Annotated in this window: 23 protein-coding genes and 1 tRNA gene; 20 read left to right on the top strand and 4 right to left on the bottom strand. The window is 67.9% G+C overall.

Translation table 11 applies throughout. The annotated features are described in order from the left end of the window. Position 1: 1 nt before the first annotated feature. Positions 2-1,180: an AMP-binding protein gene (locus E3T40_RS06845; protein WP_166786596.1), complete on the top strand. Its 1,179-nt coding sequence runs from the start codon at positions 2-4 to the stop codon at positions 1,178-1,180. A 90-nt stretch (positions 1,181-1,270) separates the two neighbouring features. Then, entirely contained in the window at positions 1,271-2,251 is a 981-nt protein-coding gene (locus tag E3T40_RS06840) for a 1,4-dihydroxy-2-naphthoate polyprenyltransferase (protein ID WP_134415034.1), read from the top strand. Here E3T40_RS06840 and E3T40_RS06835 read toward each other — a convergent pair. After that, entirely contained in the window at positions 2,225-2,536 is a 312-nt protein-coding gene (locus tag E3T40_RS06835) for a DUF4229 domain-containing protein (RefSeq protein WP_104194598.1), read from the bottom strand. The two genes, E3T40_RS06840 and E3T40_RS06835, sit on opposite strands and share 27 nt — an antisense overlap. A 71-nt stretch (positions 2,537-2,607) precedes the next feature. Here E3T40_RS06835 and E3T40_RS06830 point away from each other — a divergent pair, with 71 nt between their 5' ends. From E3T40_RS06830 to E3T40_RS06820, 3 genes are read left to right on the top strand one after another with little or no spacing between them, the layout of a single operon-like run. After that, entirely contained in the window at positions 2,608-3,084 is a 477-nt protein-coding gene (locus tag E3T40_RS06830) for a PLD nuclease N-terminal domain-containing protein (protein ID WP_104194597.1), read from the top strand. Then, complete coding sequence (menD, locus tag E3T40_RS06825; RefSeq protein ID WP_134542969.1) at positions 3,077-4,813, top strand: 2-succinyl-5-enolpyruvyl-6-hydroxy-3-cyclohexene-1-carboxylic-acid synthase; 1,737 nt, start codon at positions 3,077-3,079, stop codon at positions 4,811-4,813. Before E3T40_RS06830 ends, menD begins: the two co-directional genes overlap by 8 nt. Positions 4,814-4,862: 49 nt before the next feature. Continuing rightward, the gene (locus E3T40_RS06820; protein WP_134542968.1) at positions 4,863-5,729 is read left to right on the top strand and encodes a PPK2 family polyphosphate kinase; all 867 of its coding nucleotides are present in this window, start codon (positions 4,863-4,865) and stop codon (positions 5,727-5,729) included. 89 nt (positions 5,730-5,818) lie between these two features. Here E3T40_RS06820 and E3T40_RS06815 read toward each other — a convergent pair whose 3' ends face one another. Continuing rightward, positions 5,819-7,057 (bottom strand): isochorismate synthase MenF, encoded by a 1,239-nt coding sequence (locus E3T40_RS06815; protein WP_134542967.1) that lies wholly within the window; start codon positions 7,055-7,057, stop codon positions 5,819-5,821. Between the two features lie 59 nt (positions 7,058-7,116). Here E3T40_RS06815 and ubiE point away from each other — a divergent pair, with 59 nt between their 5' ends. The 12 genes from ubiE to E3T40_RS06755 all read left to right on the top strand — a co-directional run bounded on the left by ubiE (position 7,117) and on the right by E3T40_RS06755 (position 18,179). Next, positions 7,117-7,842, top strand: coding sequence for a bifunctional demethylmenaquinone methyltransferase/2-methoxy-6-polyprenyl-1,4-benzoquinol methylase UbiE (ubiE, locus tag E3T40_RS06810; protein ID WP_134342565.1), 726 nt, complete (start codon positions 7,117-7,119; stop codon positions 7,840-7,842). 32 nt (positions 7,843-7,874) lie between these two features. After that, a complete protein-coding gene (locus tag E3T40_RS06805; protein WP_369828363.1) occupies positions 7,875-8,945 on the top strand; it encodes a polyprenyl synthetase family protein in 1,071 nt (356 codons plus the stop codon). A 23-nt stretch (positions 8,946-8,968) separates the two neighbouring features. Continuing rightward, the gene (locus E3T40_RS06800; protein WP_104170463.1) at positions 8,969-10,354 is read left to right on the top strand and encodes an FAD-dependent oxidoreductase; all 1,386 of its coding nucleotides are present in this window, start codon (positions 8,969-8,971) and stop codon (positions 10,352-10,354) included. 6 nt (positions 10,355-10,360) lie between these two features. Beyond that, positions 10,361-10,993 (top strand): A24 family peptidase, encoded by a 633-nt coding sequence (locus tag E3T40_RS06795; RefSeq protein ID WP_134542966.1) that lies wholly within the window; start codon positions 10,361-10,363, stop codon positions 10,991-10,993. 381 nt (positions 10,994-11,374) lie between these two features. Then, complete coding sequence (locus E3T40_RS06790) at positions 11,375-11,554, top strand: Flp family type IVb pilin (RefSeq protein WP_104170461.1); 180 nt, start codon at positions 11,375-11,377, stop codon at positions 11,552-11,554. Between the two features lie 135 nt (positions 11,555-11,689). Beyond that, positions 11,690-12,079 carry a TadE/TadG family type IV pilus assembly protein gene (locus E3T40_RS06785; RefSeq protein WP_233194071.1) on the top strand — a complete coding sequence of 130 codons (390 nt, stop codon included), beginning with the start codon at positions 11,690-11,692 and terminating at the stop codon, positions 12,077-12,079. Then, positions 12,067-13,116, top strand: a complete 1,050-nt coding sequence (locus tag E3T40_RS06780; RefSeq protein ID WP_104170460.1) for a TadE/TadG family type IV pilus assembly protein — start codon at positions 12,067-12,069, stop codon at positions 13,114-13,116. The genes E3T40_RS06785 and E3T40_RS06780 overlap by 13 nt, the downstream gene beginning before the upstream one ends. 8 nt (positions 13,117-13,124) lie before the next feature. Further along, positions 13,125-13,862, top strand: a complete 738-nt coding sequence (gene cpaB / locus E3T40_RS06775; protein WP_158252035.1) for a Flp pilus assembly protein CpaB — start codon at positions 13,125-13,127, stop codon at positions 13,860-13,862. Continuing rightward, a complete protein-coding gene (locus E3T40_RS06770) occupies positions 13,859-14,866 on the top strand; it encodes an AAA family ATPase (RefSeq protein ID WP_104170458.1) in 1,008 nt (335 codons plus the stop codon). The genes cpaB and E3T40_RS06770 overlap by 4 nt, the downstream gene beginning before the upstream one ends. Continuing rightward, a complete protein-coding gene (locus E3T40_RS06765) occupies positions 14,863-16,347 on the top strand; it encodes a CpaF family protein (protein ID WP_104170457.1) in 1,485 nt (494 codons plus the stop codon). Before E3T40_RS06770 ends, E3T40_RS06765 begins: the two co-directional genes overlap by 4 nt. Continuing rightward, positions 16,344-17,300, top strand: coding sequence for a type II secretion system F family protein (locus tag E3T40_RS06760; protein ID WP_104100712.1), 957 nt, complete (start codon positions 16,344-16,346; stop codon positions 17,298-17,300). Before E3T40_RS06765 ends, E3T40_RS06760 begins: the two co-directional genes overlap by 4 nt. Before the next feature lie 9 nt (positions 17,301-17,309). Continuing rightward, positions 17,310-18,179: a type II secretion system F family protein gene (locus E3T40_RS06755; protein ID WP_104170456.1), complete on the top strand. Its 870-nt coding sequence runs from the start codon at positions 17,310-17,312 to the stop codon at positions 18,177-18,179. Between the two features lie 126 nt (positions 18,180-18,305). Here the strand turns inward: E3T40_RS06755 and E3T40_RS06750 are convergent, their stop codons facing one another. Both E3T40_RS06750 and E3T40_RS06745 read right to left on the bottom strand, forming a co-directional pair. Beyond that, complete coding sequence (locus tag E3T40_RS06750; RefSeq protein WP_104170455.1) at positions 18,306-18,794, bottom strand: YajQ family cyclic di-GMP-binding protein; 489 nt, start codon at positions 18,792-18,794, stop codon at positions 18,306-18,308. A gap of 25 nt (positions 18,795-18,819) precedes the next feature. Next, the gene (locus E3T40_RS06745) at positions 18,820-19,836 is read right to left on the bottom strand and encodes a LacI family DNA-binding transcriptional regulator (protein ID WP_104170454.1); all 1,017 of its coding nucleotides are present in this window, start codon (positions 19,834-19,836) and stop codon (positions 18,820-18,822) included. A gap of 152 nt (positions 19,837-19,988) precedes the next feature. Here E3T40_RS06745 and E3T40_RS06740 point away from each other — a divergent pair. The 3 genes from E3T40_RS06740 to E3T40_RS06730 all read left to right on the top strand — a co-directional run. Beyond that, positions 19,989-20,070, top strand: a tRNA-Tyr gene (locus E3T40_RS06740). Positions 20,071-20,101: 31 nt separating this feature from the next. Further along, complete coding sequence (locus tag E3T40_RS06735; protein ID WP_134542965.1) at positions 20,102-20,935, top strand: inositol monophosphatase family protein; 834 nt, start codon at positions 20,102-20,104, stop codon at positions 20,933-20,935. 276 nt (positions 20,936-21,211) lie between these two features. Continuing rightward, positions 21,212-21,644: hypothetical protein (locus E3T40_RS06730; RefSeq protein WP_198411950.1), on the top strand; the 433-nt coding region annotated here is incomplete at its 3' end.

The raw sequence follows: 21,644 nt of genomic DNA, 5'->3' as shown, positions 1-21,644 counted from the left end.
CATGACCCGGCGGCTGAAGGTGGTGCCGGTCGGTGACCCGCTCGACCTGATGACCCCGTTGCGCCTCGCGCTGGCCGACACCGGCGACGCCGTGCTGCCGGTACCCGGCCGGCAGGAGGCCGCCGGGCGGCCGAGCCTGGTGCGCGTGCCCCGTCAGGTGGCCGTGGTGATCGAGACGTCCGGATCGACGGATGTGCCCAAGGGCGTGATGCTCAGCACCGACGCCCTGCTGAGCAGCGCCGCCGCCTCCAGCGTGCGCCTCGGCGGCCCCGGTCAGTGGCTGCTGGCCCTGCCCGTGCACTACATCGCCGGGGTGCAGGTGCTCGTGCGCTCGATCGTGGCCGACACCGTCCCCGTCGTGCTGCCGAGCGGCCACTTCGACCCGGCCGTGTTCGCCGCCTCAGCCGGGCGCCTCACCGAGCCGCTGCGGTTCACCGCCCTGGTCCCGGTGCAGCTGGCCCGGCTGGTCGCCGCGGCCGCAGACGACCCTCACCTGCTGGCCGTGCTACGCCGCTTCGACGGCATCCTGGTCGGCGGCCAGGCGCTGCCGTCACTGCTCGCCGAGCGGGCCGTCGACCTCGACCTGCACGTGTTCGCCACCTATGGCTCGTCGGAAACTTCCGGCGGTTGTGTCTACAACGGCACCCCGATCGGCAACTCCGAGGTGCGCGTGGTCGACGGGCAGCTGGAGATCGCGGGCTCCGTGCTCGCCGAGGGGTACCTCGGTGACCCCGTGCGCACCAGCGACCGCTTCCTCGAGGTGCATGGGGGACGCTGGTACCGCACGGGTGACCTGGGCGAGGTGGATGCCGCGACGGGCCTCGTACGCGTGCTCGGGCGAGCCGACAACGTGATCATCTCCGGCGGCGAGAAGGTGTCGCTCGACGCGGTCGAGCGGGTCGTCCGGTCGCTGCCGGGCTTCGGCGAGGCCGTGGCGGTGGGGCGGCCCGACGTCACGTGGGGCCAGGTCCCGGTGCTGGTCGTGCCGGCGGAACCCGGTGCGGAACCCGGTGCGGCCGGCCTCCCCGAGGACTCCCTCGAGAGAATCGGGGAAGCCGTGGCATCCGTGCTGGGCAAGGCGGCCAGGCCCGCGCGCCTCGTGCGGGTCGCGTCGATCCCGCAGCTTTCCACCGGCAAACCCGACCGTCTTGCGCTGGGCCGGATGCTCGCCGATCTCTGAGCTGCCGAGCTACCGAGCCACCGAGCCACCGGCACGTACTATGAAGGCGTGGCACACGGAGCGCGGCCGGTCAGGCCCTCACAACAGCGATTGAATCCCTCGGCAGCGACCTCTTCGGCGGCCCGGAACGGGAGGTCGGGCAACCCGGCCCGGCGGAACGCCCCCGCCGGCCGCGGCCCGGCGCGAACCGGACCGGCCACGGCAGGAGACTGGGTCTCCGGAGCACGCCTGCGCACCCTCCCGCTGGCTATCGCACCGGTGGCCCTCGGCACCGGTGCGGCGATCGTAGTGAGCGGCCCCGGCGTCTTCCATCCGGTACGAGCGGTGCTCGCCCTGATCGTGGCCCTGTGCCTGCAGATCGGCGTGAACTACGCCAACGACTATTCCGACGGTATCCGCGGCACTGACGCCAACCGGATCGGCCCGGCCCGGCTGACCGGCGGCGGAGCCGCCCAGCCCCGTGCCGTACTCACGGTGGCCCTCGCATTCTTCGCGCTCGCCGCGCTCGCCGGCCTCACCCTGGTGGTGCTGACCGGTCAGTGGTGGCTGCTGCTGGTGGGTGTCCTCGCCATCATTGCGGCCTGGTTCTACACCGGCGGACGCAAACCGTATGGCTACTTCGGTCTCGGCGAGGTCTTCGTCTTCGTGTTCTTCGGCCTTGTGGCCACCGTCGGTACCACGTATGTGCAGGTCGGCACCGTGAACACCGAAAGCTGGCTGAGCGGCGTCGGGATCGGCCTGATCGCCATGGCCGTGCTGATGGTCAACAACCTGCGCGACCTGGAGCCGGACCGGGCATCCGGCAAACGCACCCTCGCGGTGCTGATCGGGAGCATGGCGTCGCGCGTCGTGTTCTGCCTGTTCCTGCTGCTGGCGTTCGCGATCGTCGCCTTCTTCGCGGTCTTCTACCCGCTGGCCTGGCTGACGTTTTTCGTGCTGCTGCTGGCGGTGCCGGCCGGGTTGATCACGGTGACGGCGACGACCTCGACCGAACTGGTGCTGGCCCTCAAGCTGACCAGCGTCTCGGCGTTGGCCTACGGGCTGCTACTGGCTCTCGCGTTCGCGCTGTAGGTCGGCATCGGCCGCCCGCGCATCGGCCCGGTCGAGAGCAGCATCCTCGGACACGGCGTCGGGGTGCGCCGGCTCCGTATCGGGGTGCCGCGCCTGGTAGAGGCCCAGCGCGACCTTCTCGCGAGGCTTCCGCAGGAAGATGAAGGAGAGCGAGGCTCCGATCACAGCGGCGGCGATCGCGGCAATCCACCACTCGATCCGGAGGAAGAGCATCACGGCGAGCGGAACGGCGAACAGGAGCACGCGGAAGACCGAATAGGACACCCAGGCGGGAACAACATTCATGGCCACAGTTTAGATCGCCGGGCTGTGCGCTCACTCACCGATCTCACGGGTGGGAGCCATACACTGTGGGAATGGTTCGCCTGTGGTTCGCTCTTGGAGTCGTCGTCGTCGTCCTCACCGTCTATGCGCTGGTGGATTGCGCGCTCCTGCAACGATCCCGGGTGCGCGGGCTACCACGCTGGGTGTGGATGTTCGTGATCGTGCTCATTCCCGTGATCGGGCCGGTGCTGTGGCTGCTGATCGGTCGCGGCCGTGCCAGCACGGGCAAGATCGTCCGATCGTTCGCCCCCGACGACGACATCGACTTCCTCAAGGGTCTGGACCGGGCCACGTCCGACCAGGAACGACTCCGTGCCCTCGAGCAGGAGCTTGCCGACCTCGACGCTCCGGATCCCCGGGACCTCGGTGCGGCAGGAACCACCGACACGACAGGAACCTCCGGCACAACCGGTCAGGGCAGTCAGGCCGGCCAGAACGGCCAAGCCGGGTTCGAGCCGAAAAAATCCGAGCCGGGCGAAGGCGACCTGCCTGGCCGGCGGGATGCCTGACATCACCTCGAGCGGTAGCCCGGCCACAGACTTCAGCGTCTCTCTCCTCGGTGAATTCGTGCGTCTGGGCGTGCGCGACCTGGTCCTCAGCCCGGGCGCCCGGTCGCAGGCCCTCGCCCTGGCCGCCGCCGAACTGGAGCGGATCGGACTGATCCGGCTGCACGTGCGCCTCGACGAGCGCGGCGCGGGCTTCCTCGCTCTCGGCCTAGCCGTCGAGGCCGGCCGGCCGGCGCTGGTCGTCTGCACCTCGGGCACGGCCGTGGCGAACCTCCACCCCGCGGTGCTCGAGGCGCACCACTCGGGGGTGCCCATGATCCTGCTGACGGCCGACCGGCCGAGCGAGCTGCGCGGCATCCGTTCGAACCAGACCACCCTGCAGCCCGGCCTGTTCGGTGTGGCGACGCGCCTGTGCGTGGATGCGCCCGCACCGGAGGGTGCGGCCGGCGAGCACGCCGACGCCATTGCCCTGGCCCGACGGGCGACGGATGCCGCCACCGGCGCCACCTCGCTCGATCCGGGCCCGGTGCAGCTCAACCTGGCGTTCCGGGAGCCGCTGTCGGCGCCGGTGGCGCTGACTCCCGAAGCGATCTCCGGCCCGGTCGGACTCGCCGAGTCGGCCGCGGTGCTCGCCGCGCCCGTCGTGGACGCTTCCCCGACCGAACCGGTCTTCCCGGTCACGGGCGGGCCGCGCACCGTGGTCATCGCCGGCACGGGCGCCGGCCCCGAGGCCGAGGAATTCGCGCGTACCGGCGGCTGGCCGCTGCTGGCCGAGGTGTGCAGCGGCGCCCGGTTCGGCCCGAACCTCGTCTCCGCCTACCGCGAGCTGCTGCTGGCCTCCGACCTCGGCGGGCGGGTCGAGCGCGCTGTCGTGTTCGGTCACCCGACGCTCAGCCGCGAGGTGCCGGCCATGATCGTCCGCGAGGGTGTGGAGACCATTGTGGTGGCTCCCACCGGCACCGAATGGTTCAACCCCGGACACCGGGTGCGCGTATTCGCCCGCGCCGCCGCCCCGGACGCCGTGGCCATCGCAGCGGCCGGCAGCCCCGAGGGGCGGGAATGGCTGGGCCGCTGGGTGATGTCCAGCCGGCACCTGCTGGCCGCGGGAGCCGCCCGCGAATCGATCCCGATCGGTGATCGCGGAATCACCCGCGAAGAGCTTGCCGCCATGCGCGCGCCGGTCACCCGGCCCATGCTCGTGGACGCCGTTTGGCGCGCCTCCTGGCCGCACGACCGTCTCGTTTTCGGTGCCTCCCGGTTGGTGCGGGTGGCGGACCGCCGCGTTCCCGGCAAGAAGATCTCCGTGCACTCCAACCGCGGACTGGCCGGCATCGACGGCACGGTCGCCACGGCCGTCGGCATCGCCCTGGCCAGCCAGACCGGTCCGACGCCGCAGTCCACCGGGGTCACCCGCCTGGTGGTCGGCGACCTCACCCTGCTGCACGATGTCGGGTCGCTCCTGCTCACCCCGGGGGAGGCGCTCCCGCGGCTCCAGATCATCGTCGGCAACGACGGCGGCGGCACCATTTTCGACGGTCTGGAGGTGGCGGCATCCGCCCGCGCCGACGCCATCAACCGAGTTCTCTTCACCCCGCAGCAGGCCGACGTCGCCAACCTCGCCGCCGCCTACGGCTGGTCATACGGTCTGGCGGCCACCCGGAGTGACCTCGAGCGCGCGCTGACCGCGCCGCACGCGGGGCCGAGCATCCTCGAGGTTCCGCTGGTTCGCTAGGTTTGCCGGGGCGTCTGCGGGACACTGATTCTGCAACGAAGGGTGCACCGTGGCTGAACGCAGTGAGCAGGAATTCTGGGCCGGGGAACCGAGGGCGTTGCTGCGGGTGACGCCGGGGTTCCGGCTCGCGGGCGTGGACCCCGCCTCGACGCCCGGCTTCGACGGGGTGGAGAAGGACAGCGCGGATGAAGCGCTGGCCTCCGGGGCCGGCGTGCTGTCGGACCTGCAGGAGATGCTCTTCGCGAACAGCCGGTCCGGCGACCCGCGCCGCGTGCTCCTCGTGCTGCAGGCCATGGACACGGCCGGCAAAGGCGGCATCGTGCGCCACGTCGTCGGCGCTGTCGACCCCCAGGGCATCCGTCTGTACGCGTTCAAGGCGCCCACGGAGGTGGAACGGTCCCACGACTTCCTCTGGCGGGTGCGCAAACGGCTGCCCGACGCCGGCTTGATCGGGGTCTTCGACCGTTCACACTATGAGGATGTGCTGGTCGGCCGCGTACGCGCGCTGGCCCCGGCGGCGGAGATCGAGGAGCGCTACGGCCTGATCACCCGGTTCGAGCAGGAACTCGTCGACGCCGGCACGACGATCGTCAAGGTCATGCTGCACATCGGCTCCGACGACCAGAAGGAGCGCCTGGCCGAGCGGCTGGAACGCCCGGACAAGCACTGGAAGTACAACCCGGGCGACATCGAGGAACGCATGCAGTGGGCCGCCTACCAGGAGGCGTACCAGCTCGCCCTCGAACGCACGTCGACCGTTGCCGCGCCCTGGTTCGTGGTGCCGGCCGAGAAGAAGTGGTACGCCCGCCTGGCCGTGCAGCACCTGTTGATCGACGCCCTGCAGCGCCTCGACCTGACCTGGCCGTCCGCGACCTTCGACGTCGAGGTTGAGAAGGCCCGCCTTGCCGCGACCTGAGTGTGTCCGTTCCGGTCGAGAGTGACCCGCGGAGCGGGCACTCTCGCCCGGAGCGGGGATCCTCGCTGAGCGGAGTCTGCGGAGGCTTCTCAGCCGAAGGCCTCCACGACGGGGCGGAACTTCATGCGGGTTTCGGCGAGCTCGCGCTCGGGCTCGGAGTCCAGCACGATGCCGCAGCCGGCGTAGGCCGTGACGCTGCCGGCGGGGCTGACCTGGGCGCAGCGCAGGGCGATTGCCCACTCGCCGTCGCCGTCGGCGCCGACCCAGCCGACCGGGCCCGCATAACGGCCCCGGTCAAACGGCTCGAGTTCGCGGATCAGGGCGAGCGCCGTCTCGGTGGGCGTGCCGGCGACCGCGGCCGTCGGGTGCATGGCGGCGATCAGGTCGAGGGAGTTCGATCCGTCGCTCAGGGTGCCCTCGACATCCGTTGCCAGGTGCCAGAGGTTCGGCAGCTTCACGGTGAACGGGATCTCGCTGGTGGTGAGGTGAGAGGTGTGCGGGCGGAGCGAGGCCAGCACGCTCTGCACCGCGAAGGCGTGTTCGTCGCCGTCCTTGGCGGAGGTGGCCAGCTGGAGGGCTGCCTCCAGGTCGGAGGCGGCATCCGCGCCCCGCGACATCGTGCCGGCGAGCACGCGGGCGTTGACCTCCCCGTGGTCGGCGCGGATGAGGGTCTCCGGGCTGGAGCCGACGAGGCCGTCGACCGCGTAGGTCCAGCAGTCGGGGTAGCCCAGCGCCAGCTCGCTGACGGCGCGGCGCAGGTCGGATTCCCCCGGCAGCCGCCCGACCAGGTCGCGGGCCAGCACGACCTTGTTGAGGTCTCCGGAGGCGATGCGGGACACGGCTTCGCCGACCGCGTCGCGGTACCCGGCGGGCGGCAGCGCGCCCGGCAGCAGGGAGATGCGGTATTCGGTGCCGAGAGGACGGCGAGCCAGGGGAATCTCCGGCGGCGTGGTGCCGGTCGGCCAGATGCGCGTCACCCAGCATCGGCCGTTGTCGCGCCCGATGACGACCTGCGGCACGATCAGCACGCTGGTCTGGGCCGAGGAGGCGTCGAAGGCGAAGGCTCCGAAAGCGAGCAGCCCCGTGCCGGTGCTTCCGATCGGGTCGGACACGGTGGCGGCGGCCGCGACGTCGCGCCAGGCGGTGGCGGCATCCGTCAGCCGGGTCGCTCCGGAGAACTCGAGCCGCAGGACCGTGCCGATGCCGGCCAGACCCTGGTTGCGCCGCATCCAGAGCAGCGGTGCTCGGGTGTCGAGCAGAAGAATCAGTTGGCGGATGTCGGCGATGGGGGTGGTTTCAACCGTTAGAGCCTGAGCATTCACCTGCATAGCCTATGCCAGAGGCTGTGGAGAGCCCGGCGTGTCCGCGGGCAATCTAGACTGTGGGAGTGAGTAGAGCAGACCTCAATAAGCAGCCCGAGCAGGTCGCTGCCATGTTCGATCAGGTCTCCACCCACTATGACCGCACGAATGCCGTTCTCTCGGTAGGAAACGCGGCCCTGTGGCGGATGGCCGCGACCCGCGCCGTGAACCCCCGGCGCGGCGAACGCATCCTCGACATCGCCGCCGGAACGGGCACCTCCAGCGTCGCGCTGACGAAGACGGGCGCGCACGTTGTGGCCGCCGACTTCTCTGAGGGCATGATCGCGGTCGGCCGTTCACGCCACGCGGACAACCCGCAGGTCGAGTTCGTTCAGGCCGACGCCACCGCGCTGCCGTTCGCCGACAACGAGTTCGACGCCGTGACCATCTCGTTCGGCCTGCGCAACGTGGTCGAGCCCAAGAAGGCCCTGGCCGAGTTCTACCGGGTGACCAAGCCTGGGGGGCGCGTCGTGATCTGCGAGTTCTCCACGCCGCCGTTCGCACCGATCCGGCTGGGCTACTTCGCCTACCTCACTCGCGTGATGCCGATGATCGTAAAGCTCGCGTCCTCCAACGCGGAGGCGTACGACTATCTGGGCGAGTCGATCGCGGCCTGGCCGAATCAGCAGACCCTCAGTGCCTGGCTGCGGGAGGCGGGCTTCGACGCCGTCGCCTACCGCAACCTGACCTTGGGTATCGTGGCACTGCATCGCGGCGTCAAGCCGACGGATGCGTCAAACGCACCGTCTTGAATCCTCCCAGATCCGATCGTTAGGCTGACAGAGTGAAACCGAGCATGCCCCTGTTCCGTCGCGGCTCATCCGTGACGAGCCAGCTCGGCCTCAGCGATCGCATTTTCTCGACCGCCCAGGACCGTGGCCTCGCCGCGGGCATCGAAGGGGGAATCGACCAGGTCGAGGCCAGTCTGCTCGCCGAGGTGACCTTTGCCGACGAGATCGCGAACGTCACCAGCCGCTACCTGCTCAACGCGGGCGGCAAGCGCGTGCGCCCCATGCTGGCGCTACTCACCGCCCACCTCGGCAGCGGCAACCACGCGGACGTCATCACCGCGGCCACCGCGATCGAGATCACCCACCTGGCCTCGCTCTACCACGACGATGTGATGGACGACTCGGACAAACGCCGCGGGGTGCCGAGCGCGCAGACCGTGTGGGGCAACTCGGTGGCGATCCTGACCGGGGATCTGCTCTTCGCCCGCGCCAACCAGCTGATGGCACGGCTGGGCGAACGGGCCATCCGTTTGCAGGCCGACACCTTCGAGCGCCTCGTGCTCGGCCAACTGCACGAGACCGTCGGTGCGCAGCCCGGCCAGGACCCCGTGGAGCACTACATCCAGGTGCTCGCCGACAAGACCGGGTCGCTGATCGCGGCGGCCGCCCAGGCGGGCATCATCTTCTCCGACGCCCCCTCCGAGTTCGAAAAGCCGGTGATCGCGTTCGGCGAGAAGATCGGCGTCGCCTTCCAACTCATCGACGATGTGCTCGACCTCTCCCCGCAGCCGGAGGAGACCGGCAAGGTGCCCGGCACCGACCTGCGCGCCGGGGTGGCCACCCTCCCGCTGCTGCGCCTGCGCGAGCGTGCCCCGCACGACGCCGACGCCGCCGCCCTGCTCGAACGCCTCGAACGCGACGTGATGGCCAGCAACGGCGTCGCGACCGCTGCGGCGGACTCCGCGATCACCGCGCTGCGCGAGCACGACGTGACCGGGCAGACCCTCGCCGAGGCCCACGGCTGGGCGCATGACGCGGTCGAAGCCCTCGCCCCGTTGCCGGACGGCTCGGTCAAGAAGGCCCTCACCCGTTTCGCCGACACGATCGTTGAACGATCCAGTTAGACGATCAAGCTAGAAAGGCTTCCATGACCAAGTTGCGATTGGCCATTGTCGGCGCGGGACCTGCGGGTATCTACGCCGCCGACATCTTGCTCAAGGCGGAACGGAACTTCGAGGTTTCGATCGACCTGTTCGACCACCTGCCGGCACCCTATGGACTTGTGCGCTACGGCGTCGCCCCGGACCACCCCCGGATCAAGGGCATCATCACGGCCCTGCGCGATGTGCTCGACCGCGGCGACATCCGCGTCTTCGGCAACGTGCGGTTCGGTATCGACATCACCCTCGACGATCTGAAGAAGCACTACAACGCCGTCATCTTCGCGACCGGGGCCGTGCGCGACGCCGACCTGGACATCCCGGGCATCGACCTGGACGGGTCCTACGGGGCCGCCCGGTTCGTGAGCTGGTTCGACGGTCACCCCGACGTGCCGCGCTCCTGGCCGCTGGAGGGCCAGGAGGTTGCCGTCATCGGCAACGGCAACGTGGCGCTCGACGTCGCACGTATGCTCGCCAAGCACGCCGACGACCTGCTGAGCACCGAGATTCCGACGAACGTCTACGAGGGACTCAAGGCATCGCCGGTGACGGATGTGCACGTGTTCGGCCGCCGTGGACCGACCTCCGTGAAGTTCACCCCGCTGGAGCTGCGGGAACTCGGCGACCTGCCCGATGTGGACATCGTCCTCTACGACGAGGACTTCGACTACGACGATGCCGCGCGGGACGCCGTGGCCAGCAACAAGCAGGTCTTCGTGATCGACAAGGTTTTGAACAAGTGGCGGGAGCGCCCGGCCGGCACGGCCAGCCGCCGCCTGCACCTGCACTTCTTCGCCAAGCCCGTAGAGATCGTCAACGACGGCGAGGGCCGGGTCGGCGCCATCCGTTACGAACGCACCACCCCCGACGGGCAGGGCGGCGTCGTCGGCACCGGCGAGATCCGCCAGCTCCCGATCCAGGCCGTCTACCGCGCCGTGGGTTACTTCGGGTCGCCGCTGCCGGGCGTTCCCTTCGACAGGAAGCACGGCGTGATCCCCAACCGGGAGGGGCAGGTTCTCTGGAAGGGCGACCCATCGTTCGGATCGAAGAGCGCCAACACGCAGCTGTACGGCGTCTACGCGACCGGGTGGATCAAACGCGGACCGGTCGGGCTGATCGGGCACACGAAGTCCGACGCCATGGAGACCGTGCGGCACCTGATCAACGACCTCGGCAACTGGTGGCGACCGGATTCGCCCTCGGAGCAGAGCATCGTGGACCTGCTCGACGAGCGAGGGGTGCAGTACACGAACCTCGACGGCTGGCACCGGCTCGACCAGCACGAGCTCGCGCTCGGCTCCGACGAGGGTCGCACGCGAGTCAAGGTCGTTCCCCGCGACGAGATGGTCACGATTTCCCGCGGCGTGAGGTAGACGCGCGTGGCGCCCTGGCTGTCGATTGTCGCCGGTCTGATCGGCGCCGCACTCGGGGTTTTCCTGACCGGGATTGCCGAACGGATGCTGCGCATCCGCCGCCGCTTCATCTGGCCGGTGCGTGCCGCGGTGACCGTGTCGACCGGCCTGCTGGTCGCCCTGGTCGTGTGGGAGTTCGGGGTCGGGTGGGAGCTGCCGGCGTATCTGTACCTGGCGCTGATCACGGTGGTGCTCAGCGTCGTCGACATCACCGAGAAGCGTCTGCCGAACGCGTTGGTCTACCCCTCGCTGATCGTGCTGCCGATACTGTTGACGCTCGCGGCGGCGGCATCCGGGGCCTGGCAGGCCCTGCTCGGGGCCTTCCTTGGCGGTGCCGCGCTGTTCGCGTTCTATCTCGTACTCGCCCTGATCTCGCCCGGCGGCATTGGCATGGGCGACGTGAAGCTGGCCACCGTGATCGGCCTTGCGCTCGGCTACCTGGGCTGGACCCCGTTTCTCGTCGGTGCTTTCGGTGCCTTCCTGATCGGCAGTCTGGTCTCGCTGGTCGCCCTGGCGCTGCGCCGGGTGACCCTGCGGAGTTCCATCCCGTTCGGGCCGTCCATGCTCGCCGGGGCCTTTCTCGGCGTGATCCTGGGCTGAAGAACCCCCGGCACGGGGGTAGGGCGATCGTGGAGACGGGGTTACGGTGACTCTGTCGTCGACCCTACGGCGAGATCGCTTCACCCGAGGAGCACCTGTGTACCCGATTTTTCCTGCCCGCAGCGCGCCTGGAGACACCTCCCGCGCGATTCCCTGAGCCACTCGAACTGATCGGCTCGAACCCGAATGACGGCCTCGCTCGCGACAATCCCACCTCGCGAGTCATTGTCATGCTGCTTTCAGTATTTCTTCAGCTTTCATTCAGCTGCCCCCAGACGGGGACCCCCTCTTCTGGGGAGTAGTGAGGTTTTCTCGGCGAACGTAACTTGTGGTCATTCGCTCGGCCGCCCTGGCCGGCCCACACAGAACGGAAAACCCGAGATGAAGTTCTACACCAAAATTCAGGCCCTCATGAACAGCCTGCGCACCGACGAAGAGGGCGCCACCGCAGTGGAGTACGGCCTCATGGTCTCGCTCATCGCCGTCGCCATCATCGTCGCGGTCACCGCGGTCGGCACAGCCCTCACGGCGTTGTTTAACGGGGTTGCGCTAGAACTCTAACCGACGCGTGCCCGGCGGAACATGATCCGCCGGAACCCCGTGCGCCGGCGGCGGCTTGCCAAGGCGAGCCGCCGCCGCCCGCACTCACCCCCGACTTTCACCCGCAACGCCAGGCCTACCCGAAGGGGCCACCAAATGATGCGTTTCCTCCATCGACGAGGCGAACGCGGCGCTGCCGCCGTGGAGTTCGCGCTCGTGCTGCCCATTCTCCTGCTGCTGGTGCTCGGCCTCATCGAGTTCAGCCGGCTCTACAACATTCAGATTTCGCTGTCCAATGCGGCCCGCGAAGGCGCCAGGAACATGGCGATTCACAACAGTCAGTCGACGGCCAAGGCCGCGGCCATCGCCGCCGCCCCGTCAATCAGCCCGAGCGTGTCGGGCGGCCAGATCTCGATCACGCCCGCGGCGTGTGCCGCCAACCAGGCCGTCACGGTCACCATCACCTACAGCGTGTCACTTCTGACCGGTTATTTCGGCACCACGCTTCCCCTGACCGGCAAAGGAGTCATGCTATGCGGTGGTTGAATCGTGGGCTTCGTTCCGAGCGCGGTGCGAGCGCTGTGATGGTCGGTATCCTGCTCGTGCCTCTGCTGGGGTTCGTGGCGATTGCAGTCGATGTCGGGGCCCTCTACGCGGAGCGCGCACAGCTTCAGAACGGCGCGGATGCCGCTGCCCTCGCCATCGCCCGCGACTGCCAGGACGGTGTCTGCACCGATCCGGCCGGCGCCGCCGCGCGCTTCACCAACGACAACGCGAATGACGGCGCCGCCAACGTGCTGGCACCGAGCATCAGCATGGCTAACAAGACCGTGACGGTCTCCGACAGCACCCGCGTCGCCGGCACCAATGCAGGGGCCATCAGTCACCCCTTCGCGCGGTTCATCGGCGTCGACCCTACGACCGTGGGCGCGACCGCCACGGCGCAGTGGGGCGGCCCGGGGTCCGGCCCCGTGCTCGCGCTCGCGCTGTCCTGGTGCGAGTTTCAGGAGTCGTTGGCGGCGTCGGGCAAACATGTGACCATCCGCACCGACACCAACAAGATCTGCAAGCACGCTCCCTCAGAGGAAGTCATCCCCGGGGGATTTGGTTGGCTTGACAACGCCAACGCCTGCGTGGCGATCGTCAACTTGAGTCTCAACCTTGACGCGGCCGGGCAGCTCTGGGTGGGCAGCGACGCCGGCGGGAGTGTGAACACCGACTGCAAGTCGAAGCTGGAAAGCCTCAAGGGCACGACGGTGCTGGTGCCGATCTATGACCGCGTTCGTGGCACGGGAACCAACGCCGAGTATCGCATCTTCGCCTTTGCCGGGTTCACCATCACCGGCTGGAACTTCCCGTCCACCAAGGTCCTCGATCCACTGGCCCCGCTCTGCCCCGCCGCAGCCCCAACAGCTCCCAAGGCTCCCAAGGACCCCAAGGCCCCTAAACCCTGCGATGAAAGCGACAAGAGCAATAACTGGAACGGCATCCAGGGCTACTTCAATAAATGGGTCTCCATCGACGGGGCGTTCGGACTGGGCGGGCCTCAACTCAACGCAACCAGCGTCAACCTAATCAAGTAGGAGCTGCAATGAAAACCCGACTCATCGGCGCGATCCTCGCGATCGTTCTGGCCATCGTTGGCACCGTCGTGCTCACCGGTTACGTGAACAGCGCCGACGCGCGAGCAGCCGACGGCGCCGAGTTCGTATCGGTCTACCTGGTCGCCGATGAGATCCCAGCCGGCACCGAGGCGAGCGCGATCACCGACCTCATCACCGCGAAGCAGATCCCGGCCCTCGCCGCGGTGCCGGGCCGGGTGACGAAGCTGAGCGACCTGAAGGGCCTGGTGGCGGACACCGCACTGATGCCCGGCGAGCAGCTGCTCGAGTCTCGCTGGGTGACGCCCGCCACGCGGGCGGCCAGCGGAGACGTCGCACTGCCGGAGGGAATGCAGGCGGTCAGCATCGCCCTTCCCGTCGAGCGGGTGGTCGGCGGCACGATCAAGCCGGGCGACACCGTCGGCGTCGTGATTTCCGCCACCATCAAAGGCGCTGACGGCGCCGAAGACACGCCAATCAGCCGGCAGGTCTTCCACAAGGTGCTCGTCACCGCGGTACGCGAGGGAACCAGTACGCCCCCTGCCGACGGAGCGGACGCGGCAGCCGAGGCAGCCGAGACCGTCATGGTCACTCTCGCTCGGCCGACCGCAGATATCCAGAAGTTGGTTTGGGGCAAGGAATTCGGCAGCGTGTGGCTCACCATCGAGCCGAAGACGGCTGATGAGACCGGTTCAGCGGTCGTCGACGGAAGCGTCGTGTTCCAATGAGCCGCCCACGACTGAGCCCCTGGCGTGACGGGGTGCTGGGGTCGGTAGCGCAGACGGCCTCGGCCGTCGGACCCGGCGAAGAAGCCCGGGATGGCAGCCCGGGCGAGATCGGGCTAGCGGATGTCACCGCACTCGACGACCGGTCGGCAGCCGATGAGCAGGAACCGTCCACCCTCGAACCCCCTACCCTCGACCCGCCCACGACCGAGGAGACTCCGGAGCCGGAGGTCATCCCGCGCCAGACCATCGCGGTGGTGGCCGCCAAGGGCGGTGTCGGCAAGACGACGATCGCGACCAACCTGGCCGTCGGCCTCGCCAAGCAGGCCCCGCTGTCGGTGGTGCTCGTCGACGCCGATGTGCAGTTCGGAGACGTGGCCATGGCCCTGTCGCTGACACCCGGACGCTTCCTGCCGGATGCCGTCACCGCCGTCGCGGCCAACGACGCCATGGTGCTCAAGGCCTACCTCACCCCGCATCCGGACGGCTACTACGTCGTGTGCGGCGCGGAGTCGCCGGCCGACGGGGACCGGGTCACTGGCGAGCAGCTCGGTCACCTGATTCGCCAACTCGCCGGGATCTTTCGGTTCGTGATCATCGACACGGCGCCCGGCCTGGGTGAACACGCGTTGGCCGCCCTCGAGGCTGCCACAGACGCCGTATTCCTCTGCGACATGTCCGTGCCGGGTGCACGCGGCCTGCGCAAGGAGCTCGCCGTTCTCGCCACCATCGGCATCCTGCCGCCGGCCCGTCATGTCGTGTTGAACTTCGCCGACCGGGTGAGCGGGCTGAGCGTGAAGGACGTCGAGGCAACGATCGGTGTGCCGGTGGACGTCGCCGTTCCCCGATCGAGCCTGGTGACGCTGTCCACGAATCGTGGCATTCCGCTGCTCCAGAACGGAAAGAAAAATCCAGCATCGGCTGCCCTCACGGAGCTGGTGCGCCGATTCGACCCCAGCGGGTCGTTCAAACGCGGTCGCTTGCATCGAAGGGTGGTTGTCGCATGAAACTGACCGACCGAGTGGAGGCGGCACGCCGCGATGGTCCACTGCACAAGCTCGACAAGAAGACCGGCAACGGCAACCTCTCTGCATCGAGGGCGGTGACGGACGTTGCCCTTCAACCCTCCACCGAGGCCACAGCTGCACCGGAGGCTCAGGCTCCCGCTCCGGAACCCGCGCCCATCCCGGCGCCGCCGCTTGACCCACTGGCAGAACTCAAGGAACGGGCGGCACAGGAACTTTTCGGCCGTATCGGCACGCGCCTGAACGACCCGAGCCTGAGTGAGGAACAGCTGCACTCGTATGCCAGGGCCGAACTCGGCAGCATCGTCGCCGCCGAACAGGTTCCGCTCAGTCCGGAGGAGCGCACCCGGCTGATCGCCGAGATCGGTGCCGACGTGCTCGGGCTCGGCCCGCTGGAGGCACTGCTCGCCGACGTCGGCGTGACCGAGATCATGGTCAACGGCCACGAGCAGATCTTCGTCGAGCGTGACGGCCAGCTCAGTCGCAGCGCTGCCCGCTTCACCAGCGAGGCCCAGCTGCGCCGGGTGATCGAGCGCATAGTGTCGAAGGTCGGGCGCCGCATCGACGAGTCGTCGCCGCTGGTGGACGCGCGCCTCGCCGACGGCTCGCGGGTGAACGCGATCATCCCGCCGCTCGCGGTCGACGGCTCCTCGCTCACGATCCGCAAGTTCGCGCGCGAACCTTTCACCGTGAACGACCTGGTCGGCTTCGGCACGCTGAGCGCCGAGATGGCCCAGGTGCTGGATGCCTGCGTGAAGGCCAAACTCAACATCATCGTCTCCGGTGGCACCGGAACCGGGAAGACGACGCTGCTCAACGTGCTCTCCGCCTACATCCCCTCCAATGAGCGCATCATCACCATCGAGGACGCGGTGGAGCTGCAGCTACAGCAGGACCATGTGATCCGGCTGGAGTCCCGGCCGGCCAACATCGAGGGTAAAGGCGAGGTCACCATCCGTGACCTCGTGCGCAACTCCCTCCGGATGCGGCCGGACCGAATCGTGATCGGCGAGTGCCGCGGTGGCGAGAGCCTGGACATGCTGCAGGCGATGAACACCGGGCACGAGGGATCGATCTCGACCGTTCACTCGAACTCGCCGCGCGACGCGATCGCCCGGCTCGAAACCCTCGTGCTGATGGCCGGAATGGACCTGCCGCTGCGCGCCATCCGAGAGCAGATCTCGTCGGCGATCGATGTGATCATCCAGATCACCAGACTCAAGGACGGCACCCGTCGGGTCACGCACGTGACGGAGGTCCAAGGCATGGAGGGTGACATCGTCACCCTGCAGGACGCCTTCGTCTTCGACTACAGTGCCGGCGTCGACGAGGCCGGACGCCTGCTCGGCCACGCGGTGGCGACCGGGGTGCGGCCCCGGTTCGCCGACAAATTCCGGGACCTCGGAATTCCGTTGTCCCCGAGCGTGTTCCAGGCCAACCTCGTCACCCGGAGCCAGAGATGAATGAGCTGGCCCTCTACGGAGGAATCGCCGCCGCGCTGATCGCCCTGTTCGTGATCGTCTTCCTGGTGATCGCACCACCACGGCCCCGGGTGCCGCTGGAACGCCGTCGAGCGCCGGGTGCGGTGGACACGTCGACCCTCACCCGGGTGACCGACCGCACGGTCGAGGCCATCGAGGGGGCGATCCTTCGTCGCGGCCGCGCGCCGTTCACCGCGGAGGAACTGGAACAGGCCAGCATCCGGATGCAGCCGTCCGGCTTCGTGCTCATGGTGCTCTCGACGTCGACCGTGCTGGCCCTGACCGGCCTGCTCTTGGGGAACGGCACCTTCTGGGCGATACCGCTCCTGGCGACCTTCGCGGCGCTCGGCCCGATCGGAGCGAAGGTGTTTCTTCACGTGCGGGCGGGGCAGCGTCGCGCAAAGTTCGCGGAACAGCTCGACGAAACCCTTGCGCTTCTGGCCGGCGGCCTGCGGGCCGGTCACAGCCTGCTGCGGGCGGTGGACGCGGCCTCCCAGGAGACGCCGTCGCCGTCGGCGGACGAGTTGGCTCGGGTCGTGAACGAGACTCGCATCGGCCGGGACCTCGGTGATGCTCTCGACAACACCGCCACCCGGATGCGGAGCGAGGACTTCCAGTGGGTGGCGCAGGCGATCGCCATCAACCGTGAGGTCGGCGGCAACCTGTCCGAGGTGCTCGACCGGGTGGGCCACACCATCCGGGAACGCAACGAGATCCGTCGCCAAGTGAAGTCGCTCGCCGCCGAGGGAAAGATGTCAGCCTGGGTGCTGATCCTCTTGCCGATCGGGGTGTTCACGTTTCTGCTGCTGACGCAGCCGAACTACTTCGCCGGCTTCTTCGGCAGCATCTGGGGCATCGCCGCCCTGGTCGTCGCCGCCATCCTGCTCGTCGCCGGCTCATTGTGGATGATGGCCGTCGTCAAGGTCAAGTTCTAGGAGAATCCAGTGCCTTCACTCATCGCAATCCTTGCCTCGCTGGCCGTTGCCGGCGGGTTCGCGGTCCTGGTCGGCATCCTCGTCGGCGGTCGCGCCGCCAAGCCGATCACCGACATCGGGGATGCAGGTCTAAACCTCGTCGGGACGACCGCAGCGCGCGTCAGACGGGGTCGAACGATGCGCGAACTGGCCCCCCGAGGGTACCTCGGGATGCTCGAACGCAGGCTGGCGCTCGCCGGTCGGCCCCCGGCCTGGACCATCGACAAGATCCTCATCGCCAAGCCGCTCGCGGGCACCGCCGGTGCGCTCCTGGCGCTCCTGTGGATCAGCGGGGACCCGGTCCCGACGCGATTCGTGCTCGGTGCGCTCCTTGTGGTTCTGTGCTTCTTCGTGCCCGACCTTCTCCTGATCAGCCGCGGGCAGGAGCGACAAGAGAAGATCCAGAACGCCCTGGCCGACACCCTTGACCAGATGACGATCGCCGTGGAGGCCGGTCTGGGCTTCGAAGCGGCGATGGCCAAGGCGGCAACGAACGGCAAGGGGCCGCTCGCGGAGGAATTCATCCGCACCCTGCAGGACATGAGCATCGGCCGCACCCGAACGCACGCCTATCAGGCGCTCGGCGACCGCACCTCGTCATCGGACCTGCGCCGGTTCACCCGGTCGGTCATCCAGGCCGACACCTACGGCATCGCGATCGCGGACGTGCTCCGGGTGCAGGCCGGGGAAATGCGCCTGCGCCGCCGTCAGCGCGCCGAAGAGAAGGCGATGAAGATCCCGGTCAAGGTGCTCTTCCCGCTCATCTTCTGCATTCTGCCGGTGCTGTTCATCGTGCTGCTCACCCCAGCCGTGCTGAGCATGATCGAAGCGTTCTCCTGAACATCGCCGGAGCCGAACGCGCTCCTAACGAATTCGACGGAGATTCTGCTGTAAAAACACGCTTAAAGGCATTTCCGCGGCGAAATCGGCAAAATCTCCGTCGAATTGGTGAATGCAGGCGTGGGACTAGCGGAAGTTGACGAACTGCAGGGCCACGTCGAGGTCTTTGCCCTTGAGCAGGGCCATGGTGGCCTGCAGGTCGTCGCGGCTCTTCGAGCTGACCCGCAGCTCGTCGCCCTGGATCTGGCTCTTGACGCCCTTGGGGCCCTCGTCGCGGATGATCTTGTTGATCTTCTTCGCATTTTCCTGGTCGATCCCTGCCTTCATCGAGGCCTCGATCCGGAATTCCTTGCCCGAGGCGAAGGGATCGCCAGCGTCCAGGCTGCGCAGGGAGATGCCGCGCTTGATCAGCTTGGATTCGAAAACCTCGAGGATGGCCTTGACGCGCTCCTCGGAGTTGGCCTTCATGAGCACCTTCTCGCCGCTCATCTCGATCGAGGCGCCGACATTCTTGAAATCGTAGCGCTGTGCGACCTCTTTGTGCGCCTGGTTGAGGGCGTTGTCGACCTCCATCGGGTCTACCTTGCTGACGATGTCGAACGTTGAGTCTGCCATGCCTGCAATAGTACCCAGTGGGTGCCTATTCGCCCGGCCGGGCGGTGCTGGAGCGCACGAGGAGCTCGAATGGCATGGGGGTGTTCAGGGACGAGAGCTGGTTCTGGCCCGGACGCAGCCGGTCCAGCAGGATCTCGACGGCCTTCTCGCCCTGCCCCTGCGGAAACTGGGCGATCGTGGTGAGGCCGAAGAAGTCCGCGAGTTCGTGGTCATCGATTCCGATCACGGACACGTCCCGCGGCACGACGAGGCCGAGGTCCCGTGCGGCAAGGATGACTCCGATCGCCATCTCGTCTGAGCCGGCGAAAACGGCGCTCGGCCGACCGTGCGGGTTGCCAAGAAGTTGTGTGGCCGCTTGGTAGCCGCTTTTCATCGTGAAGTCCGCAGGCTTGAACAATTCGGCAGTTGGAGTGATTCCGGCTGCCGTCAGGGCTAACTCATAGCCGACCCGGCGGTTGGTTGGAAGATGGAAATCCCGGTCGACGTCCTCATTTCCCCCGATGTGTGCGATCCGTGTGTGGCCCAGGGAGAGCAGATGTTCCGTGGCGAGCCTGGCCACGGCAACATCGTCGATCGTGAGCGTGCGAACACCCTCGATCGGGCCGCCGACGCCGACCAGAGGCTTGTCGAGTGCGTGCAGGGTGGCGACTTCGGTCGTGGTCAGTTCGAGGGAAATCGCGATGACAGCATCCACTCTCTGACGCAGCAGGAAATGGTTGAACACGATGCGGCGCTCGCCTCCGCCGCCGGTCAGGCTGAACAGGGTGAGGTCATAGCCGTTCTTCAGAAGGGATTTCTGAGCACCCTCGACAACGCTGGAGAAGAACCAGCGGTCAAGGAACGGAACGACGACACCGATGTTCTTCATCCGGCCGGAGGCGAGACTCGATGCCGTGGAGGAGACGACGTAGCCGAGTTCCCCGGCGGATGCTTCGACCTTTAAACGGGTGGCAGGGGACACATGGCCGTTGCCGCTGAGTGCGCGCGAAACAGTGGCGGTAGAGACGCCCGCGTGGCGGGCGACGTCATCGATGCCTACCATGAGGTTCCTATCGGGAATGAAGTTGAGTCATCTCCGATCATATCCACCGTCCGATAGGTACCGGACGTGCCGATTTCTCACTGGGGACCAAAACCTTGTATTCTGACTGAGCGTCTCCGGTCACGTGTTTTGCATATGGTCGGGTGCGTACTGGCAAGTTACCCAAGTGGCCAAAGGGATCTGACTGTAAATCAGCCGTCTTAGACTTCGGGGGTTCGAATCCCTCACTTGCCACTCTCTCTTCCGCATCATTTAGCGTTGCACCATGACCACACGTGCCTCAGCCGGATTGCTTCGCCTCGCCCAGGACACCGCGCTCGCCGCGGGGCAACTGGCTGCCCGGCGGAGAACTGTTGGGGTGCAGGTCGCCGCGTCGAAGTCCGCCCCGGAAGACGTCGTGACCCTGGCCGACCGGGAAACCGAGTCGCTGATTCGGGCTCTCCTGGCCGACGCCCGGCCCGATGACGGTTTCTTCGGCGAGGAGTCGGCGGCCACCCGCGGCACATCCGGCCTGACCTGGGTCGTGGACCCGATCGACGGCACCGTCAACTACCTCTACGGTTTTCCGGCCTGGGCGGTCAGTATCGCCGTCGTCGAGGGTGACCCCGATCCGGCCACCTGGACCACTCTGGCCGGCGCCGTCTACAACCCGACCGGTGACGAGCTGTTCACCGCGGCAGCAGGTGACGGGGCGTGGCTGGGCGCCCACCGGCTGCAGGTGCCGACGGACGTGCCGCTGTCGCTGGCGTTGCTGGGCACCGGTTTCTCCTATCGCGCGGCCGAAAGAGAGCGGCAGGCGGACGTCGTGCGGGGCCTGATCGGCGAGGTACGGGACATCCGTCGCATCGGGTCGGCCGCACTCGACCTGTGTTCGGTTGCCGCCGGGCGGTTGAACCTCTATTACGAGCGCGGGCTGAGCCCCTGGGACCACGCGGCCGGCGCGCTGGTGGCGCGCGAGGCCGGCGCTCGAGTCGGTGGCTTCGGAGCCGACCGCGAGGGTATGGGCCTGCTCATTGCCGGGGCTCCCGACCTTTATCGGGTCTGCCAACCCCTTCTGGCCAAACTTTTCGATGACTTCATGGCCGACGCGGAAGCGTAGGCGACTGAACCGCTTCGAACGAGACGGATGCCGCGGAAACACCGGTGACCGACGTGCTCGTGGCGGCCCGGAGAGATCGCCGGAAACGGAGGCAGTGCCCCTTTTTCGGGTGTCATTCTGCTTCGAAGAGTAGGGATAACCAGCCTCCGGGCGGTAGCCTGTACTGATTCGTTACTTTGGTTGAGGCCAAGACGACTATCTTCAACCGTCCAATGCGCCGAAAGAACCGATCCTTTGCTCCCTCACTCCTCTAGCTCGGCTGCCTCGGTGCCGGGTGTGAGTGACCCTGCAACGAAGCCCCTCACGCGTCGCGAACTGCGCGAGCGCGAGCGGATGTCCGTCCCAGTGCTGGACATTCCAGGCTCCGCGGTCACCGACGCGCCGACCGCCGCCGATCCCGCTGGTGCCGGGCCGTTGACGCCGGACCTCGACCTTCTGGGCGCCGCGAGCCTCGCTGAACCCGAATTCGAGTCCGTGACGATCGCTGACTCGGACCGCCTGATCGCCGCGCCGGCCGCCGCCGACGCTCCGGTCTCCGACGTGGACCGGCTGCAGACGGCCAGCTCCGCCGTCACGACGTCCACGGAGATCCCCTTCCCCACCCGGGCGCAGCGCCGCGCGGAACAGCCCGCCTCCCGCCCCCGCCGCGCATCGGCCCGGGAGCGACTGGCGCCCGCCGTTCACCCGGCCGCCGCCACCACGCCGGCAC

The organism is Cryobacterium sp. TMT1-19 (assembly GCF_004403055.1).
Taxonomy (GTDB): domain Bacteria; phylum Actinomycetota; class Actinomycetes; order Actinomycetales; family Microbacteriaceae; genus Cryobacterium; species Cryobacterium sandaracinum.
This window is presented reverse-complemented; position numbering and strand designations above follow the sequence as displayed.

Excerpts from the sequence above, each read along its gene's own strand:
- menD (WP_134542969.1), top strand. The coding sequence starts at position 3,077 with ATGCCTGACATCACCTCGAGCGGTAGCCCGGCCACAGACTTCAGCGTC.
- E3T40_RS06835 (WP_104194598.1), bottom strand. The coding sequence starts at position 2,536 with ATGAATGTTGTTCCCGCCTGGGTGTCCTATTCGGTCTTCCGCGTGCTC.
- E3T40_RS06750 (WP_104170455.1), bottom strand. The coding sequence starts at position 18,794 with ATGGCAGACTCAACGTTCGACATCGTCAGCAAGGTAGACCCGATGGAG.
- E3T40_RS06845 (WP_166786596.1), top strand. The coding sequence starts at position 2 with ATGACCCGGCGGCTGAAGGTGGTGCCGGTCGGTGACCCGCTCGACCTG.
- cpaB (WP_158252035.1), top strand. The coding sequence starts at position 13,125 with ATGAAAACCCGACTCATCGGCGCGATCCTCGCGATCGTTCTGGCCATC.
- E3T40_RS06735 (WP_134542965.1), top strand. The coding sequence starts at position 20,102 with ATGACCACACGTGCCTCAGCCGGATTGCTTCGCCTCGCCCAGGACACC.
- E3T40_RS06770 (WP_104170458.1), top strand. The coding sequence starts at position 13,859 with ATGAGCCGCCCACGACTGAGCCCCTGGCGTGACGGGGTGCTGGGGTCG.
- E3T40_RS06830 (WP_104194597.1), top strand. The coding sequence starts at position 2,608 with ATGGTTCGCCTGTGGTTCGCTCTTGGAGTCGTCGTCGTCGTCCTCACC.
- E3T40_RS06815 (WP_134542967.1), bottom strand. The coding sequence starts at position 7,057 with ATGCAGGTGAATGCTCAGGCTCTAACGGTTGAAACCACCCCCATCGCC.
- E3T40_RS06790 (WP_104170461.1), top strand. The coding sequence starts at position 11,375 with ATGAAGTTCTACACCAAAATTCAGGCCCTCATGAACAGCCTGCGCACC.
- E3T40_RS06765 (WP_104170457.1), top strand. The coding sequence starts at position 14,863 with ATGAAACTGACCGACCGAGTGGAGGCGGCACGCCGCGATGGTCCACTG.
- E3T40_RS06760 (WP_104100712.1), top strand. The coding sequence starts at position 16,344 with ATGAATGAGCTGGCCCTCTACGGAGGAATCGCCGCCGCGCTGATCGCC.
- E3T40_RS06780 (WP_104170460.1), top strand. The coding sequence starts at position 12,067 with ATGCGGTGGTTGAATCGTGGGCTTCGTTCCGAGCGCGGTGCGAGCGCT.
- E3T40_RS06800 (WP_104170463.1), top strand. The coding sequence starts at position 8,969 with ATGACCAAGTTGCGATTGGCCATTGTCGGCGCGGGACCTGCGGGTATC.
- E3T40_RS06785 (WP_233194071.1), top strand. The coding sequence starts at position 11,690 with ATGATGCGTTTCCTCCATCGACGAGGCGAACGCGGCGCTGCCGCCGTG.
- E3T40_RS06745 (WP_104170454.1), bottom strand. The coding sequence starts at position 19,836 with ATGGTAGGCATCGATGACGTCGCCCGCCACGCGGGCGTCTCTACCGCC.